We start from the raw sequence: 20,598 nt of genomic DNA, 5'->3' as shown, positions 1-20,598 counted from the left end.
TAGCGCCCCCGAACTGCGCTGTCAGGCGTCATTGCGCGCAAGGGCGTCGGGCGGGTGGGTGGTGCCCGCGACGCGGCGGCGCTCTCTGACTGAAGCACATGTCCGACCGGGGCCTGACCCAAACATTGATTATCCGTAATTTGGCTTCCCTCAAAATCCGCGCGTAAGTGATCCCCGCGCGGAGAAGCCGGGCGGGTGATCGAATGGGACGAATGACATGAGAAAAATCGGCTGGGTCGCGGCGCTCTTGCTTCCTATGGCGCTGGTGGCGACGCTCGAAGGCGACTGGATTGGCTACGCAGGGTTTCTGCTGAGCGGCGCAAATGCCGCCCCGGCACAGCAGCAGGCCAGCCTGCAGACCCTAAGCCCGCAGCAGCAAACGATCGAGAAAGCGGTCGATCCCGACACCGGCGCCCTCACGCTTCTGGCGTTCGGCGACATCGCCAATTGCCCCGAGCGCCCCGGTCTTGCCTCGGCGGTGCCGGTGACCGCCGATCTCATCGGGCTCGCCTCGCCCTTCGATCCGACGGCATCTCTCGCGGCGGACACCGTCGCGCTTGCACGCCGCTCGCCCGATGCCCCGATCCTGGCGCTTGGCGATCTCGTCTACAGTTCAGGCAAGCCGGTGGAATTCGAGGAGTGTTTCGATCCGCTCTGGTCAGGCTTGCACGCGCGGACGCTGCCGACGCCGGGCAACCACGAGTACAACTCTCCCGATGCCTTCGGGTACTTTCGGTATTGGGGGGATCGCGCCGGACCGGGTGACCGGGGATATTATGCCGCGCGCGAAGGCAACTGGCTGATCCTCTCGCTCAACAGCGAGGTCAGCGCTGCGCCCAACTCAGAGCAGGCGCAATGGCTCGACACCACGCTCAAAGATGCGCCCGAGGCCTGTATTCTGGCCTTCTTCCACAAGCCCGCCTATTCCCTAAAGCGGCGCCACGACCGCGATAGCGCCGTGGCGCTGTTTGACCGGCTGGCATCCGCCGGGGCCACGCTGGTGCTGAACGGGCACAATCATTTCTACGAACGCACGGTCCCGCTGGCCCCCGGCGGCGGCGCCGATCCCGAAAACGGCACGATCGGCTTCACCATCGGCACCGGCGGCGAGATCTCGGCGGCCTCGGCGCCGAAGCCGACCACCGCTGCGGCCATCTTCGGCCATATCGGGCTGCTGCGGCTGGAGCTCGGCACCAACGGCGTCCGCTGGTGGTACGAGGATGCGCCCGACGGCGAGGTGCTGGACAGCGGCGCGGCGCCCTGCAATCCGCGCCGCCGGGCCATGCTCAGCCAGTGAGTGCCGCCACCGCGTGATAGGCGATGAAGCTGGCCGCATAGGCCAGTCCGAACATGTAGCCGATGGAGACCCACATCCAGCGCGCGCTGCCGGTCTCGCGCCGGATCACCGCCAGCGTGGACAGACACTGCGGGGCGAAAATGTACCACACGATCAGCGAGACCCCGGTGGCAAGGCTCCACTGCGCGGCCAGCGCCGAGGCCAGCGCCCCCTCTCCGCCCGATACCGCGTAGACCGTCGAGAGGCCCGCCACGGCCACTTCGCGCGCCGCCATCCCCGGCACTAGGGCGACGCAGATCTCCCAAGTGAAGCCCAGAGGTGCCAGCGCCGGGTGCAGCAGATGGCCGATCATTGCCGCGAAACTGTAGTTGATCGCGGGCTCGGCTGCGCCCTCCGGCGGATAGGGAAAGGTCGAGAGCACCCAGACGACGATGCTTGCGGTGAAGATGATGGTCCCCGCCCGGCGCAGGAATGCCCGCGCGCGCTGCCAGAGCCCCAACACCACGCCGCGCAGCTGCGGCACCTTGTAGTCGGGCAGATCCAGCATCAGCGGGGCGGCGATCTCATGGCGGCGGAACAGCAGATGTCCGACCAGCGCCACCAGCAACGCGCTGACCACGCCTGCCGCGAACAGCCCGAACATCACCAGTCCCTGCAAGTTGATCCCGGGCCCGATGCTGCGTGCTGGCACGAAGGCGCCGATCAGCAGCGTATAGACCGGGATACGCGCAGAGCAGGTCATTAGCGGCGCGATGAGGATGGTGGTCAGCCGGTCCTTCTCGTCATCGATCACCCGCGCGGACATGATGCCGGGAATGGCACAGGCAAAGCTCGACAGCAGCGGAATAAAGGCCCGCCCGTGCAGGCCCGCATGGCCCATGATCCGGTCCATCAGAAAGGCGGCGCGCGCCATATAGCCCAGATCCTCGAGGATCAGGATGAAGGCAAAGAGGATCAGGATCTGCGGCAGGAACACCACCACACTGCCCACGCCAGCGATCACCCCGTCGACGATGAGCCCGCGCAGCAGCCCTTCCGGCAGAAGTGCCGAGACCGCAGCGGCGACACCCTCGATCAGCGCGGATATCCCGTCCATCAGCGGCGCGGCACCGGCAAAGACCGCCTGAAACATGGCGAACATGATCAGCAGCAGGATCAGAGGCCCGGCCAGAGGGTTCAGCAGCGCCGCATCGATCCGCTCGGAGAGGCTGCGGTGGCGCTCGGGCGTGGTGACGCTATGGTCGATGATCCGGTCAGCCTCGCGCAGCGCCGCGCGAAGATCGGCCGCCGTGGGCTCGGTCCAGACCGCGGTCTGGCGGTCCGGCAACCCGCTGCCGATCATCGCGTCGAGCTTCCCCCAGAGCGCCTGCATCCCTGCCCGGCGCACGGCGGTGGAGGCCACCACCGGCAGATCAAGTTCGGCAGAGAGGCGCTCGAGATCAATGTCGATGCCGCGATGACGGGCGATGTCGATCATGTTGACCACCACCAGCAGCGGCAGGCCACAGTGGCGCAGTTCCTGCGACAGCCGCAGGCCCGGACGCATATGGGTCGCATCGACCACCACGAGCAGCAGGTCAATCGGCTCGGCATCCACCCGCGTGCCCAGAACGATGTCACGCGTCACCGCCTCGTCGGGGCTGCGGGCGCGCAGGCTGTAGGTACCGGGCAGATCGGTGATCCGCAGCGTCTCGCCCTGCGGCGTCTGCGCCATGCCGATCTTGCGCTCGACGGTGACACCCGAATAGTTGCCCACCCGCTGGTTCGCGCCGGTCATCGCGTTGAACAGTGAGGTTTTGCCGCAATTGGGCGCGCCAATGAGGGCGATGCGGGTGAGCCGCTCACCCGCCGAAGTCGGAAGCTGGGACATTGTCTTTTTATTCCGTGAGGATCGCCATGGCGTCACGACGGCGCAGCGCCACAGTTGCCGCGCCGACCCGAACGGCGATCGGGTCGCGGCCAAACGGGCCTTCGTGGATCACCGAAACTTCGACACCCTCGATAAAGCCCATCTCGATTAAACGCCGCTCCATCTCGTCGGGCGCGAGCCGACCAGTGCCGGTTGTCGGAAGCAGGCAGACCACGCGCCCCCTGTACCCCCGCCTCGCCTCGCCCAGCGAGACGGATCGGTCGGTTGCATCAAGCAGTCTGGAGTCCATGGCGTGACCTCGAAGGTGTGGCTACTTTCTGATAGAATTCCTCGGAATTAAAAAGCAACCTTGTTCCAGATCAATTTGGTAAGATTTTCGAGAGCAACGCGGACAACCCGCCTTTGGGATGAGCATCAGGTTGGCTTCCTGCGACATGCGCGACGGGTCTAAGGCGATCCAAACACCGCGACGCCAAAGGCCGTTCTCGTCACGCTTAATCAATGTTTCATAGGTCCGCGACCTGCGCCCTGCCGCCAGCCCGCCGCGCCACGCCGACCTGCATCCACCTGCTCGGGTCGTGCTACTCCCGACCTGGCTGCCGTCGCCGGACTGGAAGACGACGAGGCGCGGGGTGGGCCCGCGCCTCGTTGGTCTGATAATCCGGAGGCCCCGATCTCAAAGCCCTCCGCCCGATGCCTCGGGCCGCGCGCGCCGGAGCGCTCACGCCGCTTCCTGCTACGCGATGTCGTAAGCGCCCTGCACGGTATCCGAGGTCATTGCATTGCCTTCGAAGCCTTCAAGCGCGAAGTCGTCGTCGAAGAGCGTCGCCAGCGTGTAATCCTCGACAAGGTTGAAGGTCTCGCTCCAGGCAAAGTCGTCGTCGGTGCCCGGCTCTCCGCCCGGGAACAGGCTGAAGGTGGAGTCCGAGAAGAAGTCCGAGGTGATCCCGCCGGTGAACCGCAGCAGGCCGACGAACAGCTCCATATCGAAGCCGAGGGTCGAGAGGTTGTCGAAGATCGCGCCCATATCAATGTCGATGTCGAAATCCACGAGCCCGTCAGCGTCTCCGTCCACCTCGGGATCAAAGACAAACTCGTCCGGCGCGACGACCGTCAGATCGTCTCCAACCTTCAGGCCATCGATCACCGACCCATCCTCGAAGGTGGCAAGAAGCGGCAGCTCGTCGATGGTCATGGTGAAGTCCTGCACCACCTTGAGCGTGTTGATCAGGTTCACCGCGATGATGTCCCAAGCCCATTCGAAGGACAGAAGGTTCACCGAGGCTCCGGCGATGTCGATCGTAAGGCCGACGGAGTCTTCATCGCCGAAGGGCGGCACATAGGGCAGCGCGGAGACCAGACCGTCGACGTCGATATCGAGCACGGCAATGTCATCCTCGCCCGAACTGGTCAGCACCTCCTGGGAAGAATTGGGCGCGTCGGTGCTGTCGGTTTCGATCACCGGGAAGTTCACGCTGAGCTCGCTGCCTGCGGGCAGCGGGATCGTGGCCTCCAGATCATCGGCTGCGTCGAAGTCGAAGATGTTGAACCCGGGCTCGCCGAGCTTGCCCGTGAAGCCCGCAATATCCGCCGTGTCGAAGGAGAAGAGGTTGATCAACTGCGCCGCGCCGAAGGTCGAAGCGCCGATCTCGATGCCCAGACTGGCCGCGATGTCGAAGACGAAGTCGAGCCCGAAGCTGACGTTGGGGCTCATGGTCTGGAACTCTGCCCCATCCACCGAATAGGCCGAGCCGATGGTGAAGGTCTCCGACTCTTCAACCTGATAGGGAGCTGTGAAGACCACCGAGACCGGCACCGAAGCATCGACATCGCCGGTGGTCAGCTCGAAGTAGGGCTGCAGACCGACCTTAGCGTCGATGTAGCCGGTGGTGCCAAGGCTGGGTGTCGATATGGAATCGGGAAGTTCGACATCGACGTCGCAATCTCCGCCGAAGAAGTTGACGATGCCGCAGCCGATGTCGGCAAACACCTGCGCCACCGCCTCGATCCCGCCGAGAATGCCCTCGAGCACACCGCCCGAGAAGGTCGCGCCATTTATGATCGTCGCGTTGAGGCTGGCGTATTCGTCGAACCCCAGGAACGGCAGCGGGTCGTCGAAGACGATGGCCGATCCGGTGCCGAACATGCTCTGGTTCTCGGTGACAAAGAGCAGGTCTTCGGCCGTCTCTGTGGGCGCATCATAGGCACCAAGGACCGTCACGCTCACGGTCTTGGGCACCGAGGTGTCGCTTTCCTCGGTCCCCGTGGGTGCGGTGCCGACACCGCTGTCGTCGCGCGCCACATATTGGAAGGTGACCGTGCGGGTCTCCCCCTCCTCAAGGAACTGGAAGTTGTCCAGCGGATTGAAGGTGAAGGTGCCGTCGCCATTGTTGATCACCTCGCCGTACTGGTGACCAAGGGCATCTACCGGGGCCGAGATGATTTCGTAGGAAAGGGTGTCGCCGATATCGATGTCGCTCGCGACAAAGGCCTCGGTGATACCGTCCCCGCTCAACGACGGTATGAACGGGCTGCTTGCATCATCCTCACCCACCATAAACGAGAGGTCCTGCGCGATCGGCTGGTCGTTCTGCCCATCTACCGTCAGCGTCACGTCAGCCGTGGCGAGACTGCCGTCGGTTCCCTCGGTCTCGTAGGTGAAGGTCAGCGTCTTGATCGCGTCGTGACCAAGCTTGTCCACATCCGCCCCATCCGCGATGAAGCTGGCAAAGCCATCGCCACTGACCGACAGCGTGCCCAGTTCAAGGCCATCGATCACCACAGTGCGCGCAAACCCAGAGGCCGTCGCGGTCAGCGCGCCAAGCGCGTCGGTGACCGAGATCACCGTCTTGCGCGTCCCGTCGGCCTGCACACCGTTGGTGTCATTGGCCAGCAAATCGACACTGCCGTCGCTGTTTTCGTCAACCTCGAAGGCATCATTGCGTGCCACGCCGCTGGAGATGTCGCCGATCTTCGCCGATCCGTTCCTCGGACCGCCGGGCGTGCCCACCGACGTGTAGCGGAGCCCGAAATCGGTGAGGTCGAGCATATCCAGCGACAGCGGACCATCCGTGCTCGACAGAGTGAAGCTCACAGACTGGATGTCATCCTTGCCCTTGCCGGGCGTGCCGAAGGCGATCCCCGCATCATAGCGCCCATAGGCGTTGGCAACCTTGCCCTTAATGTTGGCGTCGCGGCCGAGCGTATCGACGCCTGCCTCCGAGAAAGCGGTCGCCGAGACCAGCTGGGCAGGGTCTTGGATCTCGCCCTCAAGAAGGGTCTCCTCCGCGACGGTCAGCGTGGACAAATCGAGCGGGCTGCCGTCGACCGGGTCTGCGAGATCGAAGAACAGGCCGCGGAGATCCCCCAGCAAGCCTGACCCGAGCGCTTCCAGCTCAAATTTCAGCGTGCCATCCGGTTGTTCGGTGATTGTGATCAGCGTGTCGACGTCACCCTCGACGACAAAGGAAATGCTTCTGGCCATTTGGTCCCCCCTCGAAAAATCAAGACAAATCAACTTCTCTTGAGGGATGAGAGGGCTCACCCATGGCGGAACTGTGTCGGGGTGAAGACCAAAAAGGCGACGGCCTCGCAAATCCCTTCAGTTTTTTCGGAAACATTCCGTTTCTGGGGATACCTGCATTCGCGGCAGCCCGCAGGTCAAAGGAGTGGGACAAACCCGTGACAGGGCACACGCCTCCCCTGCCAAAGGGTCGCTCGGAAAGCTCTTGCACGGGGAGCCGCGGCTTTTTGGGATAGAAAACCTACGCCCTTCGCAGGTGTTCACCAAATCCTCCCAAGCGCGTCAGGATACAGGCGATCTGCGAGCGACCTTGTCGCGCAGTTTTCATGAGCATTCATATGAGGCTGAGTGCGCCGCCGGTCGCGATTTTCTCGAAAATCACGCGAAATAGCGCCTTGATGCATTTGATGGCGGAGGCTCAGTCATCCTAAAAATATACTTAGTTGTTTGTTTTTTAAAACTAACTTCTCGCAAGAGAATCAACATACCTCATTTGCTACCACTCTGTGATCCGTGCTTCATGAGCCGCCTGGTACCGCCTGGCCGTGCTGCACAGCCGCGCGTGTCATAAACCAAGTCTGCGGCGACCGAGCCGATCTCCACATCAGTTGGGACCTGGCTGAGTGGCTCGGGAAGGATGGGCGTGTCTCCGTCATTGCTGGCGGTGATCTCGATAGCTCGAATCGCCAGCGTCCGCTCATTGACGCCAATGTGAATCTTGCGCCACAAACGGCGTCTCGAGCCTCCATGCTTCCAGACCTGCAATGCGCTCGCCGCTCTCTTGGGCCCCAGCGCATTTGCGACCGCCGGTCCAGATGGACCTGGAACGTCCTTCCAGCTGAACAAGAGTACCAACAAAAAGATCGCTGCAGCGGCAAAAGAATAGGCGCGCCACTGACAACAGCCCCGAAGCTCACTTAAACTACCAATGGCATCTGAAGTATCTATCCAAGGCATCTGAAATGGCACTCTCTGACATCACAGCGCAGTCTGTCCTGCTCGCATGTGACGAGTACGATCAGCTCGGAAAGACCCGATTCCTTGATAAGTATGGTTTCCAGGCTTCGCGGACTTACCACATACTAAAAGATGGGCGCTCCTATGATTCAAAGGCAATCGTAGGCGCAGCTCACGGCCACCTCGGAAAGGACTTCGAGCCCCTCGTCGCGGCCGCATTTTCCGGCGGACTGAAACAGACCGTGCATGTTCTGGAGAACTTGGGATTCAGTGTCGTTGTCGACCCACCGCCCACTAGAAATCCTGATTGGACCCGCGATGAACTCATACTTGCAGCCGAGTTCTATCGCCAACATGCTCCACGGATTCCCGGGAAGGCTACTCGCGCACTGATTGAGCTCTCAAACAACATCCGCGCTGCAGCCACCATGCAGGGGCTTGAAGGGAACAGCACGTTCCGAAACCCAAACGGCGTTTACATGAAGCTCATGGAGTTTCGGAAATACGATGATGCCTACGCTGGCGTCGGACTTGGCCGTTCGAAGTCTAGAGACATCGAACTCGAAGCCTTCACGCTCCCTGACGTTGACCTCATGGTTCAGGCTCGGGCAATCCGCCAGAATATTGCTCAATTCCTCGCTTCTGGTGGAGAAGTGCCAGTCGTTAAGCGGCCGCCCCCCCATTCCGAGGTTCTTCGTGAGCTCCTCGCCAGCGAAGACCCCGTGAAAAACAGGATGGCCAACGCGCTTGTCGATTGGCAGGAAGTCAAGCGCGGCAGTGGCCGCTTCGCAGGCCTCGGTCGCGAGCCAGGGCAGATACGAAAGCACGGTGCACTCCACGTCATCGAGCAGCGTGTGAAGAGTCAGGCAAGCGGCTTTGATGAAGTCTCCTCTGCACCCTACGCTGAAAGCTATGAGCAGATAGTTGTCGACTACCCCGAACGCTTTGCGCCAGAGGTTGTCGAAATCGCCCGTAGCCGGCTTGCCAAACTGGAGCTGGCCGCCCCTACAGAGGATCGAGGCGAGCTTGCCAAGAAAGCCGCCGCCATCCTCGAAGAGCCCGAACTGCTCAGCACGCCACCGGCAGGCAATCTCACCCCGACCAAGAAACTCGCTGCCGCGACAGTCTTCGTCCGCGATCCTCGGGTGGTCGCCTATACCCAGAGGCGCGCAAATGGCGCCTGCGAACTCTGTGAATCTGATGCGCCCTTCCAGAGGGCCGATGGCACGCCGTATCTGGAAACACACCACATCCTTCCCTTGGTCGATGGCGGTCCGGACACCGTCGATAACTGCGCTGCGATTTGTCCAAACTGCCATCGAGCGCTGCACTCGGCTGCAAACCGGGAAGAGCTCACCGCTAAACTTAAAGGCCGCATCGTTCGGGCCCGCTAGGCTCCGGCCCCCGCAGCTCTAAACTGGGGGAAGTTCGCTTCTAGTGCTGAGGCAGGCAACTCACATGTCCCACCGGACAAGGGCTGCGTCGGCCCACTGCGGTTCGTCTTGGATACGGTGAACTGTTTGGCGGGAAATGCCCGCCTCGCGGGCAATCTCGCTGATCGTCTTGTTTTGACTCAGCATAGCTTGAACAACATCGAGAGTCGCACGATCGAAGGAGGGTGGCTTGCCGCGGTATTTCCGCTTGGCCTCTGGAGACGCTTTGGCGTGATCGATGCCCGCCTGCCGAGCTTCGGACTTGGCCTTATTGTCGGCTTCGGCCAGCGCGGCCATGAAGGCTAGAATGGCATCACGCGCAGCCTTGAGGGTGGGGTCGGCCAGCTTGTAGTCGGCTTCGAAGATCATATTATTGATGACCGTTTTAACGGTCACACCCTTTGCATTGAAATGTTCGATGACCTGCTTCACATCGCGATAGTTGCGGCCAAGGCGGTCCACCCATCTGACGAGAAGAGTATCGCCCGCCTGGAGGAGGTCGAAGAGACGCCTCCCCTGATCTCGCTCTTTGAGGATCGTCTTCACACCCGAGATGCCGTGGTCGGTGATCACGTGCTCGTCTTCGATATCAAACCCTGCGGCGCGGGCCTGCGTGAGCTGGTGGGCGCTCGTCTGCCCGGCGGTCGAGACCCGAACATAAAGGACTGTCTTTGTGGTAGGCGTCATCTTTCGCTCCAAAATGTCCGAATAGCTTATGTCTCTTTATAGGCCCGTCCGTTTGAAGATACCAACCCAAACGGACACATATCAGAGCCAAACGCCTGATGTCCGCAAAAGTAGAGTTCAACGGACAGCGCGCGGAGCACACTCCAGTGTTCGCCACCTGACAGAAGATACCTGATGGACGCTTGGTGTCGGACACTGATCCCGCATCCCGCAGCGACGCGGTAAAATGGCCTGGACCCCAGAGCGTCCGGACTTGCTCGCGCTCATGCTGCGACAGCATTTATCAGCTCCCAGCCCTTTGCGGCCGGCCAAACAAGCCGCAGCACAGGGTCTTATGATGCCAATGAGCTCGGCCGCTCCTAGACAACAGAAAACTTAGAGTCCAAAGATGCATACCGAGGGTTGAAGTGTTCCGCAGGGCTGCTGATGTTCCATCCGGCATAAAGATCAAGGCCTGGCGTTAATAATTAAAATACCCCCGGGTAAATAATTACGGACCTTCTTGAGTGTAAATCCGGGAGATCAGGATATATATGGAGTTAATTCCTTATGGAATCACCTAATTGGTCATGGGCAATTCCGCTCATTGTTTCTTGCGTTGCCTTATTGGGGGTTGGGGTTACCATTTCTGTCCAGATTTGGAATTTTAAGCGGCAGCTTCGCTCATCTCACTCACTTAAGATTGCTGAAATGCGGCAGGCTTGGATTAACAATCTTCGAGATGAGATGGCAGTATTTCAGTCGCACGCTGGCATGCCCAACATGAGTGATACAGAAAGGCAGAATTGGCACAGGGCCGGAACAAAGGTCGAATTACTAATGAATCCCGCAGATCCTGATTTCAACGACCTAAAGTCGGCTATGTACGAATTCCTAAGAAAACTCAATCCAGAGGAAAAGGATGCGGCAAGCGACAAATTCGTGACTGTGTGTCAGGGAATCTTAAAGCGCGAATGGGAATTACTGAAGAGTGAGGTGAAGAAAACTGGTGGAAATTAATTGGAAAGAGAATTGATTTTCTTCCTCTGAATATGATAAATCATACCTTTCCAGCGATCTGATGGCGAAGTCTCTTTGCATTGGCTTATCAGGCGTGATCGGCTATGCTCCTCGAGCTAGTATTACGAGATAATGTCACAAAGGGCTGGTGTGACGATTGACGACAATCCTCACCATTAATCCACTTGGCAGCGAGCCGGTCGGCGGCAGCCTGCGCTTTCCCCCCGGCCAGAGACCCTACGTTGTCTATAAGTTTGCTGCGCTTCGCCGCCCATGAGGGCGGTTTATGCTGCTTTCGCAGCCAACGGCTGAAAATTGAACTTTAGATCGTACGACCGAGAGCGAACCAGAGGCAGACTGGGAACCTTCTGTCGTGCGGCGAACACTAGAGCGCTTATAACTTTGATACGTTGGCATTCCCAGAACCTCATGGCAGTGTCTCACCAAAATTCTGGGATGGGTGCGGTCTTGAAGAACGGCAGTGGTGCAAAGTTTCTAGAGTGGGTAGGTCTTCGGCGCCAACCGGATTTTTCCAAGGCACCCTGGCTCGGAGCGCTAGTAGGAGTTTTCCTCGCCCTCCTGATCATCTCGGCAACGGTTGGTGTCGCTGCTATCTTGGCCCAATCTCTAGCTATTGTGCTAAAGTTCGGCGCTGATGCCGAAGCGATCAGGAATGTTGGGCTTGTCCTCGTCGCCATATTCGGCGCGCCCTTCGTCGTCTGGCGTGCCACAGTGGCGCAGAAGCAGGCCGACACAGCAGAACAGAGCCACATCACGGATCAGATCAACAAGGCCGTGGCCGGCTTAGGTTCCGAGCGAGCCACCAACAAGATCGGTCGCCCGGTGAAGATCTACACCGGGAAATCTCACGAGGTCGTCCATCTGGTCGAAAAACCATCCGAATTCGAGCTGCCTCCCCGCAGCCGTGAAATAAAGCGATACCGCGACGAAACCTGGCTTCATGGAAATGATGTAGATGAAGACGAGGTTTTCGATGGTTTACACATCAAGGTTAAGACCTGGGAAAATGTGCGGACGGTCATTGAGTGGCAAGGAAGAGAGGTCGAGCCTGGCGACGATGAGGCAATCGCCGACGTTGGCGATTGGGCCGTTTTTGCCGAAACACTGCCTAATATCGAGGTTAGGACTGGCGCTATCTATGCATTGGAGAGAATTTCCCAAGATAGCGAGCGCGACCACATACAGATTATGGAGATCTTGACCGCCTACATCCGAGAGAACGCACCGGTCAAAGACCTTGTTTCGAGCGAGAAAATAAGCAAACTTCCTTTCGTCCGCACGGACATCCAGGCCGCTATTGACGTTATCGCTCGGAGATCTTCTAGGCGTATATCTCTCGAGCACGCCAAGAAGTATCGACTTGACCTTCAGAGCGTTGACCTGTCCGGCGCTCGCTTCTGTGATGGCGACTTCACTGGCGCTATTTTTTCCCTTAGCCGCCTAGAATGTGCTAACTTCAGAGACGCAAAACTTGTTGGCTCTTGGTTTCACGGAAGTCTATTAAACTACTGCTCCTTCCTCCGTGCTGACCTTACTGGAGCTGTGATTGATGGTGCGGAGATTTCTCAGATGGCTGGATCAGATTTATCCATTTTTCTCGCCAATAGCACCCGCGGTCTCTCTATGGCGCGCGCGAATATTTCAGCGATAGACTATCTCCCTACGGATGACCAGTATACTCCCACATTAGGAAGTAAGGACACGAAACTTGGGAGTGATCTAGAGAGTGAGTACTCCTGTCTCGTAGACGAAATGAGGCAATTTGGAAGACATAAAATATCTCGAAAGGAAATGTCCGAAGAAGGGATGGAGAAACTAAGGGTGAGTGGGTTCCTATATTGGTCACCTTACAAGGGTAGTGATTGGGCCACAAGTCGGCTAAGACACGAAATGCGCAAAGAATTGAGGCAAACGGGTTTCCCGTTTGAATAGGTTCAAATGTCCAGCGAAGCACCATCGGTCTGACCTGGTTTGGCCCTCCGCAAAATACTCCCGTTCGTGATCGAGCCCGCCACCAGATGATCCATGCGAAGCGATCTTCGCGGGAACCGGATTAGCTGAAGGAGCTAATGGTGCCGATTGCTTGATCCCCTATCGCTGGTCAACAGGGTATCATACCTGCCCTGATAAGTGTGGTGCGCCAGCGGTTCGCTTCCTGCGCCGCACTTACCCTACTAGGGAAGTGCGCTGTTCGTCCGCTTCCTGCGCTGAGCGGCCGCTGCCGGCTTTCTGGACACGACCCGGATGACCGAAGTCAGCAGACAGTTGCTAGACATACACAGCGCTGCATGATGCGTGGCGCCAACACGAAGGGCGGCTTCCGAACATTCGCGGCGGGTGCGAGCTTAGCATCGGGCGGCTCAAGGACGGACGCGCAAGTGAGAACTCCGTCGATACCTGCTTGGTCGGCCAGTGTGGGCGGAAAGCGATCAGTCGGGAGAAATTCACATACGGCCGGCGTGCAAACGAAGATGCAATCGGCGCGATTGACCGCCTGAATGCGCCATTTTAATCAATTGGGGCTCTACCTGAAGACGGAGGCATAGCGGGGCGCGAAGTACTTCGCGAAGGCCCTGACTTCTGGGCGCCGATACGCTACGGGCGCGATCAGCATTAGATGCTCAGACGTCATCTCCTCCAGCGGCGCGAAGCATTGGATGAGTGTATCATCGCTTTCGGCAAGTTTAACGTTCATGATGCCGAGGCCGTTGCCAGAACGGATTGCAGCATGCATCAAATCTATTTCGGAATAAATTTGCCTAATGCGATCTGGTGCGACATGCCCAATGAGCCAATCATTGTACGCTGACGACACACCTTCACGCTGAAAACTCACGAACGTGTGGTTGAGCAGATCTTCAGTCGAGGCGGGCAACCCGTATTTCTCAGCGTAGGAGCGTGAGCCGTATAAGGCAAACCATGCCGTACTAATCTTGCGGCAGATCAGTTCGGGGTCAGGCTGACTTCTGGTCAGTCTCAATGCGATATCCGCTTCGCCAGCTGCAAGATCCAAGACTTCGACGCTGGGCAAGAACTCGAAACTGATATCGGGGCGGAGGAGTGAGAATTCACTGAAGATCGCCACGACCCTAGCCGAGAAATTGCCCGAGTAGGCCGTGATCCGAATCGGACGAGTGGTGCGCAGCCCTTCGGCTATCTGGACGAAGCGGGTTGTCGCCGCTTCGATCTCTTCGGCTGTCAGCAGGAGTGCTTGCGCCATTTCTGTCGGACGGAATCCGCGCGTGTCTCGTTCGAAGAGGGTCAGACCAAGCTCATGCTCGAGCGCCTCAATGCGGCGCGCAACGGTTGGCTGGGCTAAACCAAGCTGGCGTGAAGCCGCCAGAGTGGAGCCAGCGCGCACGACGGCAAGAAACACTCTGATTTCTGACCAGTTTCTGAATTGGCTCTTCATTACTGTAGAATAGCACATCGCGGCAGTCGATACCGGGAAAATCGCGCATTCGCTACCTTGGGAGCATCTTAGCGGGATCAGGAAAGACCAGAGAGATGAGCGCATTCGTGACCACCAACCGCACCGTTCTGTTGCTTCAATTGGCCCTCGGCCTCGTCGAGCGCGGGCGCGGCTTCACCCGCCGCACCCGCGTGGAGAGGACGTCGCCCGATGACGCGCGGGCCCGGCGGGAATTCATTTGGGAAATGATGTCCCGTAACCCAGACGCTTTTTCCAGTGACGCTGACGTCCAGAGCATGATGGGAATGTATCCCGGCAGGTTCTGACATATTCAAGGACCGACAGGTGAGCGCGGGATGGGGCGCTGTCAGCCTTGGTCTCGGATAGACCGACCGACGCGTTCCGCTTCAAAGGCAGCTTTCGGGGCGTATACCGAGCGGGGCAAAGTCCGCTCCCTGCGCATCGCCGACATACGCAGAACCTCCTGCCGCACCCGCAGCGAACGGCATTAAGGCCCGGCATTGATGCCTCTCGGACCTTCGCTCAAACAACCGAGGCGCGCAGGAGGCTAACTGGGAATCTCCTGCCGGGTGGCGAATACTAGGGAACTAGGCAGGAGCGCAGGCCGCGAACGGCCTGCGCACTATTCGAGAACATCGAAGTCCCCTCGCGCCTTATCGCGCTTTTCCGCGAGGCTTTTTGCGACAAGATACTCATGTGTGCCGCGATGGAAACGCTGCTGATAATAGTCGATGATCATCTCGTTTTCCTCTTCAGTGAAAACCAGATCGGAACTCAGGGCCTCGATGATCTCGCTGCTGCGAGACTGGGTCATTTTCGCGTAGTGCTTTTCCGTGATCTGCTCGTCCGAATGACCAAGGTTCATCGACCAGGCTTTACGCTGCTCGTGTGACCGGCACATCTGGGCGCCCAGCGCTTTCAGCGCGTGCCGCGCCGAGTGTGGCGTATAGGCTTTGCCGATACGCTCGGACGCTTTGCCAAACGCGTCCTGCAAGGGCTTGCTTGAAGCCAGGGGCTCTATCGGGACAGCGCCTAGCGTACGCGCCACGAGATTCTTGCCGTCCGGGAACAAGGCATCCTGCGTTTGGAACTTAAAGTCTTTCAGCTCCTGAACCCAAGACAAGAAGACCTCCTGAAATGCTTCGGTCCGCGGGAACCACTTGGCGCGATAGGTCTTGCCGTTCTTGGCGGGAACTTCCCTCGCATCCTGCAGAACCGACAGGCGGTCAAAGTCGACGTGCTTGATGCGGAGGGCGGTGAGCGTAGCGGCCCGGAAACCCGAGATGAATGCAAACGCTACCATCGCGCGATCCCGGCGCTGGATGACACTCTTCTTCGGCATCAGATCGACCATGCGCCACGCCTCATCGAGCGTCGGGTATTCCTTGGGCCGTTCCTTTGCCTGCGTCGTCGAAGCGCTGCGAGGCAGGGCGAAATAGTCCGGGATGCTGGCGCTCAAGCGGCGGTATCCTTCCTGCCCGCGAAGCCATTCGAAAAAGGCCTTGAGGTGGGAAGCCCGGTGACGAACTGTGGAGCTGCTGAGGCCGCCCTGTTCTTTCGACTGGCTCAGCAAGCGAACCAGGCGATCGCGATATTGCCCGGCATCCTTGGGCTTCACCTTGCTGAAGTGCACGCCTTTCAGAAACACCTCGAAATCCCGGATGCTGACCAGATGCGCCTGTACGGTCTTCGGGCTGTATTTTCCCGCGAAAGCTTGCCAGTCGTAGATCACCCGGTCGTTGGCAGTGAACCATTCCACTCCCTGAGACCCCGCATCCTTCCCAATACCAGCCGGAGGCGTCACTTTGCTTTCGTCTATGAGCGCCAGCGGCGTGTTGGTATCGAGGCACTCCTGGACTTTGTCGCACTCTGTCGCACCCAGTAGCTTGAGCAGAACTGCGCCGCAGTCGCAGCACGTCGCATGCGCATGCGTCGCACGACCTTCCTGGCGCGTGAGCGCGAGCGTGGTGAGCTCAGGGAAGATCGCGTTGCCGCACGCGACGCATTTGAACTCGCCCAGCCGCAGGTTGCGCCGGGTGCGCGCCGCCCGTTCAGCATGGAAGCGCTTGAGCTCGACGCCCCGGAAAAGTTGCGGAAGAGAGTCATCCGAGGGTTTCAGACCGTCGCGGACCCAGTTCGAAATGGTATTGCGGTGCACGCCAAAGACTGACTGAGAATCTGCGACGGAATAGACCATCGCCTCGTGCAGTCGGATATTGCGGTAGGACCGGCTCACGACTGCCCCCCTTCCCTGGTGGTTTTCATGCGGCGCGAGCGAACCACCTTTGCCTTCGCGCTCTTCGGCAGAGAGGCCTCGTGGGCGAGGAGGTCGGACACGCGCCAGCGCGTGACACCTTCCGAGAGCTTGATCGGTTCCGGCAGCGCGCCCTGCGCCGCCCAGCGCCACACCGTCTGGCGGGATACTCCGTAGCGCTGAGCCACCGCCGAGTCCCGCAAGTAGCGCTCGTTCTGCGCCCCCTCCACGGAAATGGGAGAGATGGCTTTCTTCTTGGGCTTGCGAGCGGGCTTAGCGGCCGGAGCCGCGCACTTCAGGTTGCCGACCGCGGGAAGGGCATGATCCGACAGTCCGGCGGCGGAAAACAGGTCGAGGGCCCCGCGGGGCTCGCGCGTCTTTTTCGACATCGTTCGGCCCTACGCGTTCTTCGACGGATCGACGCGGTTCGCCGCGACCCAGGCGTTCAGGTCGGAGCCGCGGTAGATGATCTTGCGGCCCAACCGGTAGAACGCCGGGCCTTTCATCTTGTGACGCCACTGGGCGAGTTTCTCGCGATCGCCGATGATCTCGAGCTCGGGATCGCCGAGCAGGTAGTTGCGATCGTCTTCGAAGAGTTTGGGCAAGATTGCATACCTTTCGCTGCATTGAATTGCAGCGGAAGGTGCTCAATCTCCTACGGAGTACGGCAGTCCCCGATTTCTGAATCGGGGACCCCAAATACCTGATTCATAAGCAAAAGAAATTTGCGCCTCTGGCGGAACATAGGGCTCAGAGGTGCCTTTCGGACAGGACCCTGAGAGGACGCGACGTATGCGTTCTGCAAAGAAAAGCACTTCTTCAGGTTGGACCGGCTGATCTGCACAGAAATCCATCGCCATCCCGAGATGGACGATGCCGCGGTATGCCCCCCAACTTCTGCGGACCGTGTCCTTGTCCTTCGCGCCCCTAATCCCGTGTTGCTTGCCCGCCAATGTGACTTGGTGAAGAATGCCGGTTGGTGTCTGAACGCCCTGTCGCTTTCCCTCCAGGATCGAAAGGTAGACCAGTTTTCCGGCGTGCTCCGCGATGTTCAGGCGTCGTTCGTTTCGATCCTCATAGGTCCGGGAGACGCGAGAAAACTCATATATGGCGTCATCTCGTTCAGCCGCCGTCTGAGCCGACCACGTCACGAGCGACTGGTTGTCAGGTTCACTGGCCCAGCCAGGTCCTTCGCTCTCCGCGAGGACCTTCAACCTCTCTGCGACTACCACGTGCTTGACGTAACGCAGAGCTTCAACCCTGGCCTCATTATCCTCGGCGCTCAACGCTATTCGGAATAGCTCCAAGTAGAGGCCGTCCACCTCGTTGATAGAGACTTTGAACACTATTCCGGCTCCTGCACGCGACTTGATGCCACGTATTGAGACCAGTCACGCATCAGCGCGCGCCGCTTCTCAAGCAGGTCAGAGCGTGCGTAGGCGCGCTCGACATCACTTCCAACGGTGTGGGCCAGGCTCTTCTCGGCGACTTCACGAGGGACATTGGCAACTTCCGCTGCCCAGTCCCGGAATGTCGACCGAAAGCCATGTACGGTCACGCCTTCCGCACCCATGCGGCGGAGCAGCATCAGCATCGCCATGTTCGACAACGGACGGTGCCGCTTCTGCCCTTCAAACACGTATTCCGACCGCATCGCTCGGAGAGGTTCGATGATCGAAAGCATCTCGTCTGTCAGAGGGACACGATGCTCCTCACCGCCCTTCATGCGTTCGGCTGGGCAGACCCACAGTTGGCTCTCAGTATCGACCTCCGCCCAGCGCATGCCCAGCACTTCGCCGGTTCGTGCAGCGGACAGGCAAGTAAACATCAGCGCCTTGGCCGCCATCGCGTTACGTTCTCGCAGTCCGGCAAAGAAGCTAGGGACGTCTTGCCATCGCATTGCAACGTGATGCTTGGGTTTGGCCTTGACCCTCGGGAGGGCAAGCGACTCCTTGATCGCGGTGACCGGGTTCTCGCCGGTGCGGAAGCCCTTGGAGCGTGCCACGTCCAGAACGATCTTGATCCGCTGAGCCAGTCGCGTCGCGGTCTCGTGCTTCTCGGTCCAGATCGGTCCAAGACACATCATCACTTCTGGCTGACCTATAAGGTCGATCGGTATGCGCCCGATCTTGGGGAAGGCATAGACGCGCAAGGTGTTGATCCATTGCTGGCCATGCTTGGCGTTCTTCCAGGTGGGCATGCGCTCGATATGAACCTGTTGCGCGACCTCTTCAAAGGTTGGCGCTTCCTTTCGCGCATTGAAGCGCGGGTTCACCCCCTGCTTCGCCATCCGTCGATATTCGAGCGCACGCTCTCGCGCCTGGTGCAGCGGCACGAGCTCAGCACTGCCCAAGCCGAAATCGGTGCGAAGGGGCCCGCCCTTCCTGTTCTTCTGCCCTTTGACGACCACGCGCACGATCCAGCGCCGCGCGCCCGAAGGATCGACAACCAGGTAGAGGCCGTTGCCGTCGCCGTGACGCCCAGGTCCGAGATTCTCGACCAGCTTCTTTGTGAGTTTGCCTGACAGAGCCATGCGAACTTGTACCACGATTCATACCACACAGTGAACGCAAACCTGCGCCATCGAGGAAAACCGAGAGCAAGGCTTCGCGTCAAAAATCGCCAGTAAAATAAAGAGAAAACGCCACCATGGGTAAGCATGCTAAACTGATCGAAATTATGAAATGGCGGAGGCTCAGGGATTCGAACCCTGGGGACGCTCTCACGCCCAACGGTTTTCAAGACCGCCGCATTCGACCACTCTGCCAAACCTCCGGTCCGACCGACCTAGCGTGCCTTGCGCGATTCTAGAACAGGCTTTCCGGGAAAATCCGCCGATCACGGCTTTGAAGGCTTTTCTTGATCACAGCCACCCGTTACGATCCGGCGAAAACCGGGATGGCCCGGTTCGCCTCCGCTGCGCCCGAGCCGCCCTTTCCGGGCACGAAGGCAGACGCCCTCCGGGCCTTTGCGGCGGTGATCGAACGGCCTCCGGCATATCGAAGGGACATCCGGCGACGGGACACCGGCAAGGCGCGACAGACGCCACCGGCCAGGCGGACGACACAGGCGGGACGACAGGGGGCACCTATGAGTAAGGCCAATGCAGCGCGGCCGATGGCCGCGGGTTGGAACACCGGCAGCATAAATACCGGCATCAAAAATCGTGGCAGCATGAAACCGGCGAAAGCGGGCGCGACATCGCGTGCAAGCCGGGGCACGGGCTGGGCAAGCCTTGCGGCCCTGCTCGGCACGGTCGCCCTGAGCGCCTGCAGCGACGCGCAGATGCCCGGCTTCCTCAAGTCCGAGGGCGGCACCGGCGCCGAAGCCTCTGGCACATCCGCCACGGTCGAGCGTGACATTGAGGCACCCGAGGTCTTTCAGACCACCGAGGCCGGCCTTTGGGACGGTCGCCCCTCGCTGGGCGGTGTCTGGGTCGCGCATCCCGATGTCACCGAGCCCGAGCGGGTGATCATTCGCAACGAAAGCAACGGCCAGTTCGTCATCGGGGCGCTGTTCCGCCGTGAACGCATGAGCCCCGGCCCGCGCCTGCAGGTGTCGTCCGACGCCGCCGCCGCCATCGGCATGCTGGCGGGCGAGCCGGTGAACCTCAACGTCGTGGCGCTGCGCCGCGAAGAAGGCCCCGCCCAGCCCGAGGAAGGCACCGGCCCCGCCGGCGTCGAAGCGAGCACGCTGTCGGAAACGCCCGAGGTCGAGGAAACCACGCTTGATCCGGTGACCGCAGGTGCCGCTGCAGCCATCGAGGCGGCGCCCGCCTCCGCGCCAGCCGCAGCCCCTGCCGCCGCCCCTGCCGCCACCGCCGCTCCGACCGAGGCCGCGAGCCCGGCACCCGCGCCCGCGCCAAAGCCCGCCTCCTCGCTGTCGCGGCCCTATGTGCAGATCGGCATCTTCAGCATCGAGCAAAACGCCGAGAACACCGCCACCGCGATGCGTCAGGCGGGCATGGTGCCGACGGTCAAGAAGCAGAGCAGCTCGGGCAAGACCTTCTGGCGCGTGCTGGTTGGCCCGGCGCAGGACAAGGCCGAGCTTGAGGCGCTGCTGACCAAGATCAAGGGCACCGGTTTCTCGGATGCCTACGCCGTGAAGAACTGACCAGACGATCC

At 60.0% G+C, this 20,598-nt stretch carries 16 protein-coding genes, 1 tRNA gene and 1 pseudogene; 6 read left to right on the top strand and 12 right to left on the bottom strand.

The genetic code is table 11. From position 1 onward, the window contains the following. Nucleotides 1-217 precede the first annotated feature (217 nt). Complete coding sequence (locus AYJ57_RS11750) at nt 218-1,297, top strand: metallophosphoesterase family protein (RefSeq protein WP_066105341.1); 1,080 nt, start codon at nt 218-220, stop codon at nt 1,295-1,297. Here the strand turns inward: AYJ57_RS11750 and feoB are convergent. The 4 genes and pseudogenes from feoB to AYJ57_RS26615 all read right to left on the bottom strand — a co-directional run. Then, entirely contained in the window at nt 1,287-3,167 is a 1,881-nt protein-coding gene (gene feoB / locus AYJ57_RS11745; protein WP_066105335.1) for a ferrous iron transporter B, read from the bottom strand. The two genes, AYJ57_RS11750 and feoB, sit on opposite strands and share 11 nt — an antisense overlap. A 7-nt stretch (nt 3,168-3,174) precedes the next feature. Next, on the bottom strand, nt 3,175-3,456 hold the full coding sequence (locus AYJ57_RS11740; RefSeq protein ID WP_066105332.1) for a FeoA family protein: 282 nt from the start codon (nt 3,454-3,456) through the stop codon (nt 3,175-3,177). Nucleotides 3,457-3,903: 447 nt separating this feature from the next. Beyond that, nucleotides 3,904-6,651, bottom strand: a complete 2,748-nt coding sequence (locus tag AYJ57_RS11735) for a VCBS domain-containing protein (protein WP_066105327.1) — start codon at nt 6,649-6,651, stop codon at nt 3,904-3,906. Nucleotides 6,652-7,242: 591 nt separating this feature from the next. Beyond that, a pseudogene (locus tag AYJ57_RS26615) lies at nt 7,243-7,443 on the bottom strand (transposase); the annotation flags it as partial. Nucleotides 7,444-7,652: 209 nt separating this feature from the next. Here AYJ57_RS26615 and AYJ57_RS25465 point away from each other — a divergent pair. Next, nucleotides 7,653-9,041 carry an HNH endonuclease gene (locus AYJ57_RS25465; RefSeq protein ID WP_083191230.1) on the top strand — a complete coding sequence of 463 codons (1,389 nt, stop codon included), beginning with the start codon at nt 7,653-7,655 and terminating at the stop codon, nt 9,039-9,041. 60 nt (nt 9,042-9,101) lie between these two features. Here AYJ57_RS25465 and AYJ57_RS11720 read toward each other — a convergent pair whose 3' ends face one another. After that, a complete protein-coding gene (locus AYJ57_RS11720) occupies nt 9,102-9,767 on the bottom strand; it encodes a recombinase family protein (RefSeq protein ID WP_066105317.1) in 666 nt (221 codons plus the stop codon). A 549-nt stretch (nt 9,768-10,316) separates the two neighbouring features. Here AYJ57_RS11720 and AYJ57_RS25885 point away from each other — a divergent pair. Beyond that, a complete protein-coding gene (locus AYJ57_RS25885; protein WP_157374074.1) occupies nt 10,317-10,766 on the top strand; it encodes a hypothetical protein in 450 nt (149 codons plus the stop codon). Nucleotides 10,767-11,234: 468 nt separating this feature from the next. After that, a complete protein-coding gene (locus AYJ57_RS11715) occupies nt 11,235-12,719 on the top strand; it encodes a pentapeptide repeat-containing protein (protein ID WP_157374071.1) in 1,485 nt (494 codons plus the stop codon). Nucleotides 12,720-13,311: 592 nt separating this feature from the next. On the opposite strand, the gene AYJ57_RS11710 is transcribed toward AYJ57_RS11715, so the two are convergent. After that, a complete protein-coding gene (locus AYJ57_RS11710; RefSeq protein WP_193789486.1) occupies nt 13,312-14,163 on the bottom strand; it encodes a LysR family transcriptional regulator in 852 nt (283 codons plus the stop codon). 131 nt (nt 14,164-14,294) lie between these two features. Between AYJ57_RS11710 and AYJ57_RS11705 the strand changes: the two genes are divergently transcribed. Beyond that, on the top strand, nt 14,295-14,525 hold the full coding sequence (locus AYJ57_RS11705; RefSeq protein ID WP_066105310.1) for a hypothetical protein: 231 nt from the start codon (nt 14,295-14,297) through the stop codon (nt 14,523-14,525). 317 nt (nt 14,526-14,842) lie between these two features. Here AYJ57_RS11705 and AYJ57_RS11700 read toward each other — a convergent pair whose 3' ends face one another. From AYJ57_RS11700 to AYJ57_RS11675, 6 genes are all read right to left on the bottom strand, one after another. Then, nucleotides 14,843-16,456 (bottom strand): tyrosine-type recombinase/integrase, encoded by a 1,614-nt coding sequence (locus AYJ57_RS11700; protein ID WP_066105307.1) that lies wholly within the window; start codon nt 16,454-16,456, stop codon nt 14,843-14,845. After that, a complete protein-coding gene (locus tag AYJ57_RS25880) occupies nt 16,453-16,863 on the bottom strand; it encodes a helix-turn-helix transcriptional regulator (RefSeq protein ID WP_157374068.1) in 411 nt (136 codons plus the stop codon). The genes AYJ57_RS11700 and AYJ57_RS25880 overlap by 4 nt, the downstream gene beginning before the upstream one ends. A 9-nt stretch (nt 16,864-16,872) precedes the next feature. Next, complete coding sequence (locus tag AYJ57_RS11690) at nt 16,873-17,079, bottom strand: MerR family transcriptional regulator (RefSeq protein ID WP_066105305.1); 207 nt, start codon at nt 17,077-17,079, stop codon at nt 16,873-16,875. A 42-nt stretch (nt 17,080-17,121) separates the two neighbouring features. Next, a complete protein-coding gene (locus tag AYJ57_RS11685; RefSeq protein WP_066105302.1) occupies nt 17,122-17,820 on the bottom strand; it encodes a hypothetical protein in 699 nt (232 codons plus the stop codon). After that, nucleotides 17,820-19,007, bottom strand: coding sequence for a tyrosine-type recombinase/integrase (locus AYJ57_RS11680; RefSeq protein WP_066105298.1), 1,188 nt, complete (start codon nt 19,005-19,007; stop codon nt 17,820-17,822). The genes AYJ57_RS11685 and AYJ57_RS11680 overlap by 1 nt, the downstream gene beginning before the upstream one ends. Before the next feature lie 152 nt (nt 19,008-19,159). Continuing rightward, nucleotides 19,160-19,249 (bottom strand) — tRNA-Ser (locus AYJ57_RS11675). 399 nt (nt 19,250-19,648) lie between these two features. On the opposite strand from AYJ57_RS11675, the gene AYJ57_RS11670 reads away from it, so the two are divergent. Continuing rightward, on the top strand, nt 19,649-20,587 hold the full coding sequence (locus AYJ57_RS11670; protein WP_066107027.1) for an SPOR domain-containing protein: 939 nt from the start codon (nt 19,649-19,651) through the stop codon (nt 20,585-20,587). The last annotated feature ends 11 nt before the right edge of the window (nt 20,588-20,598 follow it).

This window comes from Salipiger sp. CCB-MM3, from assembly GCF_001687105.1.
GTDB lineage: Bacteria > Pseudomonadota > Alphaproteobacteria > Rhodobacterales > Rhodobacteraceae > Salipiger.
The sequence above is the reverse complement of the archived record's forward strand: the minus strand, read 5'-3'. Positions and strand labels throughout refer to the sequence as shown.